This is a genomic window from Streptomyces sp. AK02-01A (genome assembly GCF_033795305.1).
Lineage (GTDB): Bacteria > Actinomycetota > Actinomycetes > Streptomycetales > Streptomycetaceae > Streptomyces.
Genome location: NZ_JARBAE010000080.1, coordinates 1 through 14,614, shown reverse-complemented (window position 1 = coordinate 14,614; position 14,614 = coordinate 1). Strand labels below are relative to the sequence as shown.

The window sequence follows — 14,614 nt, the reverse complement described above, 5'->3', positions numbered from 1 at the left end:
GGGTGGGGCCCGGGGCGTGTCGCGGAAGGAGCGCCGTCCGCCCGGAGGCCGGGTGGGACTCGCGCGACACGCCCCGGGCGCGTACGGATCAGAAGTCGCCGTACGCCTGGAGCTCGTAGACGCTGCCGCCGTTCCAACTGGAGCCGGTGACGGTCAGCCGCAGATGGCGCGCGATGACGGGTTCGTCGGCGAACGAGTAATTGGCCGCCGAGACGGTGTTCTCGGACGTGTGGTCGTCGAGCGTGGACCACGTCGTCCCGTCGGTCGAGTACTCCAGGCGGTACGTGTAGCCGCTGGGCTTCTCGAAGGTGGTCACCACGCTGGAGACCTTGGTGTCCTTGCCCAGGTCGACCTGGATCCAGGACGGGTCGGGCAGGCCGAGGCCCTGGGCCCAGCGGGTGGAGAGGTCGCCGTCCACGGCCTTCTCCGGCGTGTTGTCCTCCGAGTACGACGAGGCGGTGACGGGCTTGCGCAGCGCCAGGTCGTGGTCGGCCGGCGTGGTGACGACGGCCGCCTCACTGGGCTCGGAGGTGTTCAGCGCGGCGTCGCGGGCGACGACGGTGAAGGAGTACTCCTTCTGCGGAGTCAGGCCGGAGACCCGCAGGGTCGTGGCGCCGGTGACGGCGATCCGCTTGCCGTCCTGGTAGACGACATAGCTGGTCACGCCCGTGTTGTCCGTCGCGGCCGGCCAGTCGAGGTCCAGCAGGCTGGGCAACAGGGGCCTGACACCGGGCCGTTCGGGAGCGGACGGCGCGGTGGTGTCCGAGGCGGGCGCACCACGGGTGCCGTAGACCTGGAAGTCGAAGACACTGCCGCCGTTCCCGCTGGTCCCGGTGACCGTCAGCCGTACGAAGCGGCCGGCGACGGGCTCGGCGGTGTGCGCGTAGTCGGTCATCTCCGTGGTGTTCGCGGAGGTGTGGTCCGCCAGGGTCTTCCAGTTGACCTCGTCCGGCGACACCTGGACGCGGTACTTGTAACCGCTGCTCTTCTCGAAGGTGGTGATCGCGCCGTTCACGTCGTACTGGGCACCGAGGTCGACCTGGATCCAGGACGGGTCGGGCAGGCCGAGGCCCTGGGCCCAGCGGGTGGACAGGTCGCCGTCCACGGCCTTCTCGGGGATGTTGCCCTCCGAGTCCGAGGAGGCGGTGACCGGCTTCTTCAGCGCCAGGTCGCTGCCGGAAGGCATGGTGACCTTCAGTGCCGGGCTCTGCCGGGACTCGTTGCCTGCCGCGTCACGGGCGGTGATCCGGAAGCTGTAGGTCTTGCCGGCCGTCAGACCGGACAGGCGCACCGAGGTCTTTCCGGAGGCGCTGACGAGCTTGCCGTCTCGGTAGACGGAGTAGCCCGTGACGCCCGTGTTGTCGCCGGCCGCCGGCCAGTTGAGGTCCGCCACGGTCGGGAAGTCGGTGACCGCGGCCGGAGTGCCGGGAGCGGTCGGCGCCTCGCGGTCGGTGACGTCCGGGCCCGGGGCGAGGTGACGGTAGCGCGGCTGGAGGCCGGCGTTGTTCACGATCGAGGCCGGGAGCTGGTCGCAGGAGCCGACGGTGGTGTTGCCGGTGACGGTGTTGCCGGTGCTGTTGGCCTGGGTGGTGAACGCGGGCTGAGTGGTGAAGTTGCCGGTGGCGGTGATGTCCATGCCGTGGTTCATCAGCATCCACTGGTACGACACGTCGCACAGGGCGTTGCCGGTGTTCCGCCAGTAGCGGCTGCCCTCGTCGTGGTAGATGGCACCGTAGGCCGGCTCCGGAACGCCGTGGATGTAGTTGCCGGAGACGAGCCCGCCGGGGTTGGTGCTGAGTGTGTAGATGGCGCCGCCGTCGGCCTGCGACTTCATGATGTCGGAGATGTCGTTGTCGCTGACGATGTTGTCCCGGCTGGTGGTGTCGGTGTCCCAGACCGGTACGCCGGAGTTGCCCGGGTAGTTGGTGTCGCCGCCCTTGTCGGTCAGACCCCAGCCCCAGCCCACGGAGATGCCGCTGTAGGGCAGGTCGTAGACCTTGTTGTGGGTGATCACCGTGTGGTCGGTGTAACCGGCCAGGATGCCCAGCGAGCCGTTGTACTGGTCGGCGACCTTGGTGACGACGTTGTTGTCGACTGTGACGTTCTTGGTGATGTCACGCGGGTCGTCGGGATGGGCGTCGATCACATCGGTGCCGCCGATCTGGATGCCGGTGGCGGCGATCTGGCGGAAGACGTTGCCCGTGATGTCGGCGGACTGGGTGCCGGTGTTCAGATTCAGGCCGACCGCGCCGAGGTGCGTGAAGGTGTTGTCCCGGAAGCCGACGTTGTGGCCGTAGCTCACATTGACCGCGCCGGGAGTCTTCTGCCACTTCAACCGAGTGGAGTCGAAGTCGGGATTGCCCTCGCCGACCATCCGGAAGCCCGCCTGGCCCTCGATGAGACCGTCGGACGAACTCGGCGCGAGCCAGGTCGAGTAGGAGAAGGTGATGCCCTCGAAGGACACGTTGGTGACCGGCTGGCCCTTGGTGCCGTTCAGATCGACCAGGTCCTGCACCCGCGGCACCGTGACGGTCGCGGTGGACAGGTCCTGGCCGGGCTTGGGCATGTAGTAGACCTCGCCGCGGCTCTTGTCGAGATACCACTCACCGGGGCTGTCCAGCAGCTCGCGGGCGTTCTCCAGCCAGGTCGGATTCTGGATCTCCTGGCCCTGCTGGAGGTGCGCGTTGTGCCAGCAGGGCTGTTCCATCGTCATGGTGTCGCCGGAGATCGACCGCACACCGCAGCGCTGGAGCTTCCAGCCCCAACTGCTGACGACCTCCAGGTCCGAGGGACGCTGGTAGCCGCTGATGCTGGTGTCGGTGAAGGTGTAGCCGGTGGACGTCTTGTTGAAGCCGGGCGGATTCTTCGCGCCGCGCGCCCGGGTCTGCAACTCGCCGTTCACATAGAGCTGACGGGTGTCGAGGTCGCCGGCCTTGGCCTTGTAGACACGCCCCGACGCGTCGGCCGGGGTCCAGCCGGTGATCTGCCTGCCACCGCTGATCACCGGGTGCGCGCCGGGCGCGGCCTCGTAGACGACTCGGTGGCCGTCCTTGCCGGAGTCCTGGGCGGTGAGAGTGAAGGTGCGGCTGAGCTGGTACGTACCGGACATCAGCCGTATGTGGATATCGCCGCGGACCTTCTTCCTGGCCTCACGCACGGAGTCCCGTGCGTGTTCCAGCGTCTTGAACGGACGCGCGGCGGTGCCGGAGCCGGAGTCCCGGCCGGACGGCGAGACATAGATGTCCAGGCCCGGTGTGCGCGACGGAGACGCCTGGGCCGGTACGGCGGCCAGCGGCGCCGCCACCGCGGCCAGGGACAGTGCGGCTACCAGCGCTCTTCGGAGCGGTATGAGTATGCCTTTGCGAGCAGACGGTACAGACACGGAAATCCAATCGCCTGAATGAGGTGACGTCGGGGAACCCGGTCGTCCTCCGGGTTCCTCTGGCGTTGGGCGGCTCGGTCCGCGAGCCGTGCGGTGGCGTGATGCCTTACGAGGCGGACGTCTCCGCCGACAGCGGACCGTCCGCGGCACCGGCGGGTTTCGACGGCCGCGCCGGTGCGCCGGAGGCGCCGCGGGAGTCGAGGTTGAACAGCCGGTCGCGGATCTTTCGTTCGAACTGGCTCTGCGTGGTGGCGATGTGCTCCACCATCAGCTCCCCGGCGAGACCGGCCTCCCCCGCGGCGACCGCCTCAGCTATGGCGAGGTGCTGTGCCGCCGCCACTTCCAGGGACCCGGGCGCGTCACCGTGGAAGAGCAGCACATCGGACTGTGACGCCAGGCGCCGCACACCGGCGACGCTCGACCTCAGAAACACATTGTGCGCGGCGGCGCCCACCGCGTCGTGGAACGCGGAGTCGGCCTTGGCGAAGCCGTAACCGTCGCCCGCCCTGGCCGCCACCAGGGATGTCTCGGCGCACTCCCGGATGGTTCGGACCTCGATCGGCGTGGCGAGGGAGGCGGCACGGCGCGCTGTCTCCGACTCGATCACGGTCCGGTAGTCCAGGAGCATCAGGACGTCTTCCATGCTGGTCGGCCGGAAGTGCGAGAGCTGGTCGTCCACCAGCCCGCCGGCCGAGTCGGCGACGAAGATACCCGCGCCGCGCCGCACGCTCAGCCGGCCGATGGCGGCCAGGACCTTCACCGCCTCGCGGGTGACATTGCGGGAGGCGCCCAGGATCTGGGCCAGCCCCTGTTCGGTGGGCAGCCGGTCGCCGGACCGCAGGTTCTGCTCGGCGATGTAGTTCAGGAGCTGCTCGGCGACCAGTTCGTAACCCGGCCGGTAGCGACTCGACGCGTCGTCATCCCCTCCGCCAGGGACCTGTGATGGAGCTGGCACGGCGTAACCCCCTCTTGTGCGTTCGGATGAATCAGGTTCATCGGCGGGGCAACTATGACATCCGCGTTACGCGTTGAGAAGAGTCCGGAAGAAACTTCGTTCAGGCGCCCGCTAATACCGCTACGCAACATGGCAAAAGGGATATCTGGTCCGGAAGTATTGCGCGGAAGGGATCTGATCCTTATGGTCCTGCCTGTCGGATGAAGCAGATCCTTCGTGGGAGGAGTGCGGCGGCGCCGGGACGGGCGCTCGGCACGGCCGTCACCAGGATCCGCGCTCCGGCGCGAGCCGCGGTCGGAGCGCGGGGCCGGACGGCCCGCCGGTGCGCCACGCGGCGGGATTTCCGAGCGCGCACCCGTGGGAGAGACCGCTATGAGACTGGCACCGCACGACCCGGCCGGAGCCGGACATCCCTCGATGTCCAGGGCCGGCGGCGCCTCCGCCGAACCGCGTACCGTCGCCGGCGGCCCGGCGACCGCCACTTTTCCCGTGGTCCCGGACGGCGCCGTCGGCGGACTGCCGCTGCCGAAGGAGGACTGAGCGGTGCAGCGCTTCGCCGCCGTGATCCGATTGCGGCCCGAGAAGGAGTCGGAGTACCGCCAACTGCACGCCGCCGCCTGGCCCGGTGTGCTCAGAGCCCTCAAGCGGGCCAACATCGGCAACTACTCCATCTTCCTGCGGGACGGCCTGCTGTTCAGCTACCTGGAGTACACGGGAACCGACTACGCGTCCGACACCGCGCTGATCGCGGCCGACCCGCTCTCGCGCGAGTGGTGGGCGGTGACGGACCCGTGCCAGCAGCCGCTGGACAGCGTGTCCGCAGGAGAGTGGTGGGCCTCCGCCGAGGAGGTCTTCCACCTCGACTGAGGCCGCCTGTCCCGCCGGGCCCGCGCCGGCGGCCGTGAGATCAGGGCCCGCGCCTCGCACGGACGGTGGGCGCGGGCCGCCATCCGGAAATCCGTCCACCGACCCATAAGGATCAAACGGTGCGCATCGACGCTCATCACCATCTCTGGGACCTCGCGGTACGCGACCAGCCATGGACCCGCGACATCCCGGTCCTGCGCCGCACCTTCACCGCCGACGAACTGCGGCCGGCGCTCGACCGGAACGCCATCGACGCGACCGTCGTCGTCGCGGCCATGCCCGTGCCGGAGGAAACACCGGAACTCCTCGCGCTGGCGTCCGTGGACCCGCACGTCCGAGCGGTCGTCGGCTGGACGAGCCTGACCGATCCCGGCATCGCCGACCGCCTGGCGGAACTGCGCGAGCGGCCCGGCGGTTCCGCGCTAGTCGGCATCCGGCACGGCATCCAGGACGAGGCCGAGCCGGACTGGACGGGGCGCCCCGAGGTCCGTCGCGGCATCGAGGCGGTCGGCGCGGCGGGTCTCGTATACGACCTGCTGGTCCGGCCCGACCAACTGCCCGCAGCCGTCAGGACCGTACGCGAACTGCCCGACGTCCGCTTCGTCCTGGACCACGCCGGCAACCCGGTCATCGGCGCGGACGGCCTGGAACCATGGACCTCGCTGCTGACCGAACTCGCCGACTGTCCCAACGTCGCCGTAAAGCTCTCCGGCCTTGTCACCCGGACCGGACCCGCGCCCGTCCCCGCTCTGCGCGCCTACGCGGACGTACTCTTCGCGACGGTGGGCCCGCACCGCCTCATGTACGGCTCGGACTGGCCGGTCAGCCTGCTCGCGGCGGATTACGACGCCGTCCTGGCCGTCGCCGAGAGCCTCACCGGCGAGCTGAGCGCCGACGAGCGCGAGGCGGTCTTCGGCACGACGGCCGCGCGCTGGTACGGGATCCCCGCATGACGGCCCGCAGAATCGGCCGCACCAGCGTCCGCGTCAGCGCCCTGGGATTCGGCGCCGCTCCCCTCGGCAATCTCTACGCCCCGCTCGACGACGACCAGGCGCGCGCCGCGGTCGACGCCGCCTGGGACGCCGGTGTGCGCTACTTCGACACCGCGCCGCACTACGGCCTCGGCCTCTCCGAACGGCGGCTCGGCGCGGCTCTCGCGCAGCGGCCACGGTCGGAGTTCACCGTCTCCACCAAGGTCGGCCGCCTGCTGGAACCCCATCCCGCACCGACCGGATCGGACCTGGCCGCAGGCGGCTTCGCCGTACCGGACACACTGATCCGCCGCACCGACTTCTCACGTGACGGTGTCCTGCGGAGCCTGCGGTCCAGCCTGACCCGGCTGGGCCTGGACCGGGTGGACATCGTCTATGTCCACGATCCCGACGACCATCTCGACGCGGCCATCGACCAGGCACTGCCCGCACTGGCGGCCCTGCGCGACCAAGGCGTCATCGGCGCCGTCGGCGTCGGCGCGAACACCGTCGCGCCACTGCTGCGGGTCGTCGCGGAAGCGGATGTGGACGCCGTGATGACGGCCGGCCGATGGACGCTGATCGACCGCACCGCTCGGCCACTGCTGGAGGCGTGCGCGCGGCGAGGCGTCTCGGTGATCGCCGCGGCGCCGTTCAACTCCGGTCTGCTCAGCCGCCCTCGCCCCGCCGACGACGCCTTCTTCGACTACGGTCCCGCCTCCGACGCCGTGCTGAGCCGTGCCCGGCGCCTCGCCGAAATCTGCGACCGGCACGGCACCGTCCTTCCGCACGCCGCTGTCCGCTTTCCGCTGCGCGAGCCCGTCGTGACCGGCGTGGTCGCGGGCTTCCGTGCGCCTCACGAGGTCATGTCCGCCGCTCGCTGGGCCGGTGACGACCTGACCGACGCGCTGTGGTCGGACCTCGACGCGGCCGCTGAAGCGACCGAGGACCGGCACCGATAGCACCGGTCGTCATGCCTGTGCCTCGTCGCGCACCACGGCCGTCCCGCCGCCGGAAGGCGGGGCATCTTCATACGATCGCGGCCGGGATACTGGGAGCCATGCGTACCGACTTCGATCCCGCCCGGTGTGACCGCGACGTCTTCTACCGGCTGCTCACCGCCACCGTGATACCACGGCCCATCGCCTGGGTGTCCACGACCTCCGCCGACGGCGTCGACAATCTCGCTCCGCACTCCTTCTTCACCATGTCGTGTGTGTCGCCGCCCGTGGTGCAGTTCACCTCGGTGGGCCGCAAGGACTCGCTGCGCAATGTCGAGGACACCGGTGAGTTCGTGGTGAACTTCGCGTCCGAGCCGCTCCTGGAGGAGATCAACGCGACGGGGACCGACTTCCCGCGCGGTACGAGTGAGTTCGACGTGCTGGGCATCGCGCGCGAGGCGAGCTTCCGGGTCAAGCCGCCCCGGGTGGCCGCCTCGCCGGTGGCCCTGGAGTGCGAACTGCACAGCACCCTGCGGCTCGGGGACTCCACGGTGGTGTTCGGACGGGTTGTGCACGCGGCGGTGGACGAAGCGGTCCTGGTCGACGGCCATCCCGAGGTGACTGAGCTGCGTCCGCTGTCCCGGCTCGGGAAGACGGAGTGGGCCACGGTCGGCGGTCTGCGTGAGGTCGCCCGGATTCCCTACGCGCGGTGGCAGGCGGAGAACGGCGGCTGACAGGCGACGAGGCCGCCGGACGGGCCGACGATCCGTCAGGCGGCCTCGTCGACGCCGTCTCGCAGTGCCGCGGCCCATTCCAGCAGCAGAACCTCGTACGCCTCAGCGGGCCAGGTCCCGTCGACCGCGTCGACGAGCGCGCGGATGCGCTCGTTGGCGGCGACGGCGCCCGAGGCCGAAGATGCGGATGCGGAAGTCATATGACAAGCCTATGGGCAGGCGTGGGTGCCCGAACACCGATCCGAACGCGTCCTTGCTCACACTCGCGGTCCGCGACGCTCCGCTGTCCGTCAGTGAACTCCCGCCGTACGTCCGTACGTCGCCGGCCGTACGGGCCCCGGCCGCCCGTACGGTGTCCGCGCGCCGCTCAGCCGGCCGACTCGCCCGCGTGCGGGCTCAGGGTGTCCGTGCCGATCAGGACGAACAGGGCGATACCGAGCAGGAGCCGGTAGATCACGAACGGCATGAAGCTCTTGGTCGTGATGAACTTCATGAACCACGCGATGACCGCGTATCCCACGGCGAACGCGATGATCGTCGCGAAGATGGTCGGTCCCCACGACACATGACCCTCGCCCGCGTCCTTCAACTCGAAGACGCCCGAGGCGAGTACCGCGGGCACCGCCAGCAGGAACGAGTAGCGCGCGGCCGCCTCACGGGTGTAGCCCATCAGCAGACCGCCGCTGATGGTGGCGCCCGAACGGGAGACACCCGGCACCAGGGCCAGCGCCTGGCAGAAACCGAAGATCAGACCATCTCTGACGCCCAGCTCCTGGAGCGACTTGCGCACCTTGACGGCGCGGTGTTTGCCGCCGGTCTCGTCGCGGGCCGCGAGACGGTCGGCGACACCCAGCACGATGCCCATGACTATCAGCGTGACCGCGATCAGACGCAGATCGCGGAACGGGCCCTCGATCTGATCCTTGAAGGTGATGCCGAGGACACCGATCGGGATCGACCCGACAATGACCAGCCAGCCCATCTGGGCGTCGTGATTACCGCGCATCGCCTTGTTCGTCAGCGAGCGGAACCACGCCGAGACGATCCGGGCGATGTCCTTGCGGAAGTAGATCAGGACGGCTGCTTCCGTACCGATCTGGGTGATCGCGGTGAACGCCGCACCCGGGTCGTGCCAGCCGGCGAACGCCGCGGTCAGACGCAGATGCGCGCTGGAAGAGATGGGCAGGAACTCGGTCAGCCCCTGAACGAGCCCGAGAATGAAAGATTCGAACCAAGACATGAGGTACTACGCCATCCAAGAAATGATCGGGCACTGGCCGGTGGAACCGCGGCGCAGTGGCGGACTGAGGGCTGACGGGCGATGCGCGGGTTCGATCATATGGATGGTTGTGTGCTCCTGCTCACGCCGGCTCTTCACTGACGTGGCCCATTGAGGCCGGTGACATGTCAAGTGATCCCGTCCAGGCGCAGGCGGTGGCGATCACGTGCCGTACGTGGGGCAGCGTAGCGTCTGTGGGTTCCCCGCCCACGGCAGCCCCCGCACTCATCCGGCCGCTGCGGGGCACGGCGCATGATGAACGCTCTGGAACCAGAGCGCTGTGAGAGGGCAAGGTCACATGGGCGTGGTCTGATGCTCATTCGGCGTGCTGCCCTAAAATCCTGGGCATGACGGTCCTGCCCGACGACGGGCTCCCCCTGGCCGCCGAGTTCCCCGACGCGACCCGCGAGCAGTGGCAGAGCCTGGTGGCAGGCGTCCTGCGTAAATCGGGTCGGGAAGTCTCGGGGCCGGCGGCAGAAGACGCGCTCTCCACCACACTCCAGGACGGCCTCACCACCCGTCCCCTGTACACCGCCGAGGACGCTCCCGGGCACGGCGGCTATCCCGGATTCGCGCCCTTCACCCGAGGCGGCAGACCGGAGGGCGGCACCGTCTCCGGCTGGGACGTACGCCAGCGTCACGCGCGGCCCGATCCGGCCGCGACCAACGAAGCCGTACTGGCCGACCTGGCGAACGGCGTCACCTCGCTGTGGCTGGTCGTGGGGTCCGCCGGAGTGGCGGTGTCCTCGATGGCCAAGGCACTTGACGGTGTCTATCTCGACCTGGCACCGGTCGCGCTCGACGCGGGCGACCAGTTCGACGGCGCCGCACGGGAGTTGCTGCGGCTGTACGACGAGCGCGGGATGCCACGTCATGAGGCGCGGGGCACGCTCGGCGCCGACCCCGTCGGCCAACTCGCCCGCACCGGACGCGAGACGGACAGCCACACCGGAGAGGCGGCGGAACTGGCCGCGCTCTGCCACCGGGACTACCCGGGCCTGCGCGCCATCACCGTGGACGCGCTGCCCTACCACGAGGCCGGTGCCTCCGACGCCCAGGAGCTGGGCTGCTCGCTCGCCACCGGCGTGGGCTGGCTGCGCGACCTCACCGCGGCCGGCCTCTCGGCCGAAGCGGCCTGCGGACAGCTTGAGTTCCGGTACGCGGCCACCGCCGACCAGTTCCTGACGATCGCGAAACTCCGCGCCGCGCGCCGGCTGTGGGCCAGGGTCGCGCAGGTCTGCGGCGCCGGTACCGCCGGAGCGCAGCGCCAGCACGCGGTGACCTCGTCGGTGATGATGACCCGCCGCGACCCGTGGGTGAACATGCTGCGTACGACGGTCGCCGCACTGGCCGCCGGAGTGGGCGGCGCGGACGCCGTGACCGTACTGCCCTTCGACCACGCTCTCGGACTGCCCGACGCCTTCGCCGGCCGGATCGCCCGCAACACCTCGACGATCCTGCTGGAGGAATCCCATCTGGGACGGGTCATCGACCCGGCGGGCGGCTCCTGGTACGTGGAGCGGCTCACGGACGAACTCGCCCACGCGGCCTGGGCGTGGTTCCAGGAGATCGAGCGCGCGGGAGGCCAGCGGGCCGCGCTGCGCGACGGGCTGATCGGCGAGCGGATCGCCGCCACGTGGGAGAGCCGTTCCGGCCGGCTGGCCAGGCGGCGCGAATCCATCACGGGCGTCAGTGAGTTCCCGCAGCTCTCGCAGCCCCAGGTGGAGCGGGACCCGGCGCCCGCGCCACTCGGCGGCGGGCTGCCCGTGGTCCGCCGCGACGAGGCGTTCGAGGCGCTACGAGCCCGCTCCGACGCCCATCTCGCCACCACCGGCGCACGGCCACGGATCTTCCTGGCCGCACTGGGACCCGCCGCCGCGCACACGGCGCGCGCCGCCTTCGCCGCCGGCCTCTTCGGGGCCGGCGGGATCGAGCCGGTCCATGATCCCGTGTCCGTCGACGCGGACACGGCCGCCGGTGCGTTCACCCGCAGCGGGGCCGACATCGCCTGTCTCTGCTCCAGCGACGCGCTCTACGCGGAACAGGCCGGGCCCGTCGCCGAAACACTCAAGTCCGCGGGCGCGCGGCGGGTGTTCCTCGCCGGCCGTCCCGGCGAGCTGCGGGAGACCTGGCTACAAGCCGGAGTCGACGAATTCGTGGCGGCGGGAGACGACGCGGTCGCCGTCCTCACCTCCGTCCTCGACAGGATGGGAGTGGCGTGATGCGGATCCCGGACTTCTCCGAGATCGCCCTCGGCCCCGATGAAGGCGCCGAGGTCACCGAGGACCAGTGGCGTACGGCCGTCGAGGAGCACACCGGCAAGACCGGCGGCGCGCTCGACTGGGACACCCCGGAGGGCATCGCCGTCAAACCCCTCTACACCGCGCGGGACCTGACAGGGCTGGACTTCCTCGCCACCTACCCGGGCATCGCGCCGTATCTGCGCGGCCCGTACCCGACGATGTATGTCAACCAGCCCTGGACCATCCGGCAGTACGCGGGATTCTCCACCGCCGAGGAGTCCAACGCCTTCTACCGGCGCAACCTCGCCGCCGGACAGAAGGGCCTGTCCGTCGCCTTCGACCTGCCGACCCACCGCGGCTACGACAGCGACCACCCACGGGTGACGGGCGATGTCGGCATGGCCGGTGTGGCCATCGACTCCCTCTACGACATGCGTCAGCTCTTCGACGGCATCCCGCTCGACCGGATGAGCGTGTCGATGACGATGAACGGCGCCGTGCTGCCCGTACTCGCCCTGTACATCGTCGCCGCCGAGGAACAGGGCGTACCGCCCGAGAAGCTGGCCGGGACCATCCAGAACGACATCCTCAAAGAGTTCATGGTCCGCAACACCTATATCTATCCGCCGAAACCGTCCATGCGGATCATCTCCGACATCTTCGAGTACACCTCGCAGAAGATGCCGCGCTACAACTCCATCTCCATCTCCGGCTATCACATCCAGGAAGCCGGCGCGACGGCCGACCTCGAACTGGCCTACACACTCGCCGACGGTGTGGAATATCTGCGCGCCGGCCTCGGTGTCGGACTCGATGTGGACGCGTTCGCGCCACGGCTCTCCTTCTTCTGGGCCATCGGCATGAACTTCTTCATGGAGATCGCCAAATTGCGCGCGGCCCGGCTGCTCTGGGCCAGGCTGGTCAAGCAGTTCGACCCGAAGAACCCCAAGTCGCTCTCGCTGCGCACCCATTCGCAGACCTCCGGCTGGTCGCTCACCGCGCAGGACGTCTTCAACAACGTCACCCGCACCTGTGTGGAGGCGATGGCCGCCACCCAGGGCCACACGCAGTCGCTGCACACCAACGCGCTGGACGAGGCGCTGGCCCTGCCCACCGACTTCTCCGCCCGGATCGCCCGCAACACACAGCTTCTGCTCCAGCAGGAGTCCGGGACCGGCCGGGTGATCGACCCGTGGGGCGGCAGCGCCTACGTCGAGAAACTGACCCACGATCTCGCCCGCCGCGCCTGGAAGCACATCGAGGAGGTCGAGGCCGCCGGCGGAATGGCGCAGGCCATCGACGCCGGTATCCCGAAACTCCGCGTCGAGGAGGCCGCGGCCCGTACTCAGGCCAGGATCGACTCGGGACGCCAGCCCGTCATCGGCGTCAACAAGTACCTGGTGGAGACCGACGAGCGGATCGATGTGCTCAAGGTCGACAACTCCGCGGTGCGTACCCAGCAGATCGAGAAACTGCGACGGCTGCGCGCCGAGCGCGACGAGAGCGCCTGCCAGGACTCGCTGCGCGCGCTCACCGCCGCGGCGCGGGCGGGCTCCTCGCCAGGACTTGACGGCAATCTGCTCGCTCTCGCGGTGAACGCGGCCCGTGCGATGGCGACCGTCGGCGAGATCTCCGAAGCCCTGGAGAAGGTGTACGGGCGCCACTCAGGACAGATCCGTACGATCTCCGGTGTGTACCGGAACGAGGCAGGCACCTCTCCGTCCGTGGCGCGCACCCGCGCGGCGGTCGACGACTTCGAACAGGCCGAGGGCCGCCGCCCGCGCATCCTGGTCGCCAAGATGGGCCAGGACGGCCATGACCGCGGCCAGAAGGTGATCGCGACCGCCTTCGCCGACCTGGGCTTCGACGTCGATGTCGGCCCGCTGTTCCAGACGCCCGGCGAGGTCGCGCGGCAGGCGGTCGAGGCGGATGTCCACATCGTGGGCGTCTCCTCGCTGGCCGCCGGGCATCTCACCCTCGTCCCGGCGCTGCGTGAGGAGCTCGCCGCCGAGGGCCGGGAGGACATCATGATCGTCGTCGGCGGAGTGATCCCGCCCCAGGACATCGAGGAGCTGCACCGCGCGGGAGCCGCCGCGGTCTTCCCGCCCGGCACGGTGATCCCGGACGCCGCGCACGATCTGCTGACATCGCTGGCGGCCGGCCTCGGGCACGAGACCGCCGCCTCCGGCCCCGAGCGGTGAGCGCGTGCCGCCTCGGATCGACATCGAGAGCTACACCAAGGGCGTCCTGGACGGCTCCCGTTCGTACATCGCGCGTGCCGTCACACTCGTGGAGTCCACCAGGCCCGACCACCGGGCGCTCGCGCAGCGGCTGCTGACCGAACTGCTGCCGCACTCCGGCAAGGCCCGCCGGATCGGTATCAGCGGAGTCCCCGGCGTCGGCAAGTCCACCTTCATCGACGCGCTCGGAACGCTGCTCACCGGCCTCGGCCACCGGGTCGCGGTGCTCGCCGTCGACCCGTCCTCCAGCAGGACCGGCGGCTCCATCCTGGGAGACAAGACCCGGATGGAGCGGCTGGCCGTGGACCCGGCGGCGTTCGTCCGACCGTCACCGACGGCGGGCACGCTGGGCGGGGTCGCCAAGGCGACCCGCGAGACGATCATCGTGATGGAGGCGGCGGGCTACGACGTGGTGCTCGTCGAGACGGTGGGCGTCGGCCAGTCCGAGACCGCCGTCGCCAACATGGTCGACTCCTTCCTGCTGCTCAGCCTCGCCCGCACGGGCGACCAGCTCCAGGGCATCAAGAAGGGCGTCCTGGAACTGGCGGACGTCATCGCAGTCAACAAGGCCGACGGCCCGCACGAGCGCGACGCCCGCTCCGCCGCGCGTGAACTCGCGGGAGCGCTCCGGCTGATGCATCCGGCGGACGCGGCCTGGACGCCGCCGGTGCTGAGCTGCAGCGCCCGGGAGGGCAGCGGTCTGGACGTCGTGTGGGAGCGGCTCGAACAGCACCGCGCGGTGCTCGGGGCCGACGGCCGGCTGGCGCGGAAGCGCCGCGATCAGCAGGTCGACTGGACCTGGTCGATGGTCCGTGACCACCTCCTGGACCGGCTGCGTGAGCATCCCGGCGTACGGGAGGCGGCGCCGGTACTCGAACAGCGCGTACGGGAGGGCACGCTGACGGCGACTCTTGCCGCCGAGCGGATCATCGCGGCGCTGGCGTCGCCGGTTCGGGACTGAGCGGGGTCGCGTTTGTCGGTGGCGGGTGGCGGGTGGCGGGT

12 protein-coding genes are annotated in these 14,614 nt (G+C 70.0%); 8 read left to right on the top strand and 4 right to left on the bottom strand.

What is annotated here, in order from left to right; all coding sequences use genetic code 11:
• Nucleotides 1–88 precede the first annotated feature (88 nt).
• Together PV679_RS35005 and PV679_RS35000 are read right to left on the bottom strand one after the other, a co-directional pair.
• The gene (locus PV679_RS35005; RefSeq protein ID WP_416069867.1) at nt 89–3,382 is read right to left on the bottom strand and encodes a discoidin domain-containing protein; all 3,294 of its coding nucleotides are present in this window, start codon (nt 3,380–3,382) and stop codon (nt 89–91) included.
• A 106-nt stretch (nt 3,383–3,488) separates the two neighbouring features.
• Nucleotides 3,489–4,337: a FadR/GntR family transcriptional regulator gene (locus PV679_RS35000; protein ID WP_319685269.1), complete on the bottom strand. Its 849-nt coding sequence runs from the start codon at nt 4,335–4,337 to the stop codon at nt 3,489–3,491.
• Nucleotides 4,338–4,709: 372 nt separating this feature from the next.
• Between PV679_RS35000 and PV679_RS34995 the strand changes: the two genes are divergently transcribed.
• From PV679_RS34995 to PV679_RS34975, 5 genes are all read left to right on the top strand, one after another.
• Nucleotides 4,710–4,877 carry a hypothetical protein gene (locus PV679_RS34995; protein ID WP_319685267.1) on the top strand — a complete coding sequence of 56 codons (168 nt, stop codon included), beginning with the start codon at nt 4,710–4,712 and terminating at the stop codon, nt 4,875–4,877.
• A gap of 3 nt (nt 4,878–4,880) precedes the next feature.
• On the top strand, nt 4,881–5,204 hold the full coding sequence (locus PV679_RS34990; RefSeq protein ID WP_319685265.1) for an L-rhamnose mutarotase: 324 nt from the start codon (nt 4,881–4,883) through the stop codon (nt 5,202–5,204).
• 119 nt (nt 5,205–5,323) lie between these two features.
• Entirely contained in the window at nt 5,324–6,157 is an 834-nt protein-coding gene (locus PV679_RS34985; RefSeq protein ID WP_319685263.1) for an amidohydrolase family protein, read from the top strand.
• Entirely contained in the window at nt 6,154–7,137 is a 984-nt protein-coding gene (locus tag PV679_RS34980; RefSeq protein ID WP_319685262.1) for an aldo/keto reductase, read from the top strand. Before PV679_RS34985 ends, PV679_RS34980 begins: the two co-directional genes overlap by 4 nt.
• Nucleotides 7,138–7,235: 98 nt before the next feature.
• On the top strand, nt 7,236–7,850 hold the full coding sequence (locus PV679_RS34975; RefSeq protein ID WP_319685260.1) for a flavin reductase family protein: 615 nt from the start codon (nt 7,236–7,238) through the stop codon (nt 7,848–7,850).
• Nucleotides 7,851–7,885: 35 nt separating this feature from the next.
• Here the strand turns inward: PV679_RS34975 and PV679_RS34970 are convergent, their stop codons facing one another.
• Both PV679_RS34970 and PV679_RS34965 read right to left on the bottom strand, forming a co-directional pair.
• On the bottom strand, nt 7,886–8,050 hold the full coding sequence (locus PV679_RS34970; RefSeq protein WP_319685258.1) for a hypothetical protein: 165 nt from the start codon (nt 8,048–8,050) through the stop codon (nt 7,886–7,888).
• Nucleotides 8,051–8,217: 167 nt separating this feature from the next.
• Nucleotides 8,218–9,090 carry an undecaprenyl-diphosphate phosphatase gene (locus PV679_RS34965; protein ID WP_319685256.1) on the bottom strand — a complete coding sequence of 291 codons (873 nt, stop codon included), beginning with the start codon at nt 9,088–9,090 and terminating at the stop codon, nt 8,218–8,220.
• A gap of 386 nt (nt 9,091–9,476) precedes the next feature.
• Between PV679_RS34965 and PV679_RS34960 the strand changes: the two genes are divergently transcribed.
• From PV679_RS34960 to meaB, 3 genes are read left to right on the top strand one after another with little or no spacing between them, the layout of a single operon-like run.
• Nucleotides 9,477–11,351, top strand: a complete 1,875-nt coding sequence (locus PV679_RS34960) for a methylmalonyl-CoA mutase subunit beta (RefSeq protein ID WP_319685254.1) — start codon at nt 9,477–9,479, stop codon at nt 11,349–11,351.
• Nucleotides 11,351–13,573, top strand: a complete 2,223-nt coding sequence (gene scpA / locus PV679_RS34955) for a methylmalonyl-CoA mutase (protein WP_319685252.1) — start codon at nt 11,351–11,353, stop codon at nt 13,571–13,573. Before PV679_RS34960 ends, scpA begins: the two co-directional genes overlap by 1 nt.
• A gap of 4 nt (nt 13,574–13,577) precedes the next feature.
• Nucleotides 13,578–14,573 carry a methylmalonyl Co-A mutase-associated GTPase MeaB gene (gene meaB / locus PV679_RS34950; protein WP_319685250.1) on the top strand — a complete coding sequence of 332 codons (996 nt, stop codon included), beginning with the start codon at nt 13,578–13,580 and terminating at the stop codon, nt 14,571–14,573.
• The last annotated feature ends 41 nt before the right edge of the window (nt 14,574–14,614 follow it).

Coding starts and splice junctions, on each gene's coding strand:
- PV679_RS34995 (WP_319685267.1), top strand. CDS start 4,710: ATGAGACTGGCACCGCACGACCCGGCCGGAGCCGGACATCCCTCGATG.
- PV679_RS34980 (WP_319685262.1), top strand. CDS start 6,154: ATGACGGCCCGCAGAATCGGCCGCACCAGCGTCCGCGTCAGCGCCCTG.
- PV679_RS34975 (WP_319685260.1), top strand. CDS start 7,236: ATGCGTACCGACTTCGATCCCGCCCGGTGTGACCGCGACGTCTTCTAC.
- PV679_RS34970 (WP_319685258.1), bottom strand. CDS start 8,050: ATGACTTCCGCATCCGCATCTTCGGCCTCGGGCGCCGTCGCCGCCAAC.
- PV679_RS34965 (WP_319685256.1), bottom strand. CDS start 9,090: ATGTCTTGGTTCGAATCTTTCATTCTCGGGCTCGTTCAGGGGCTGACC.
- PV679_RS34960 (WP_319685254.1), top strand. CDS start 9,477: ATGACGGTCCTGCCCGACGACGGGCTCCCCCTGGCCGCCGAGTTCCCC.
- scpA (WP_319685252.1), top strand. CDS start 11,351: ATGCGGATCCCGGACTTCTCCGAGATCGCCCTCGGCCCCGATGAAGGC.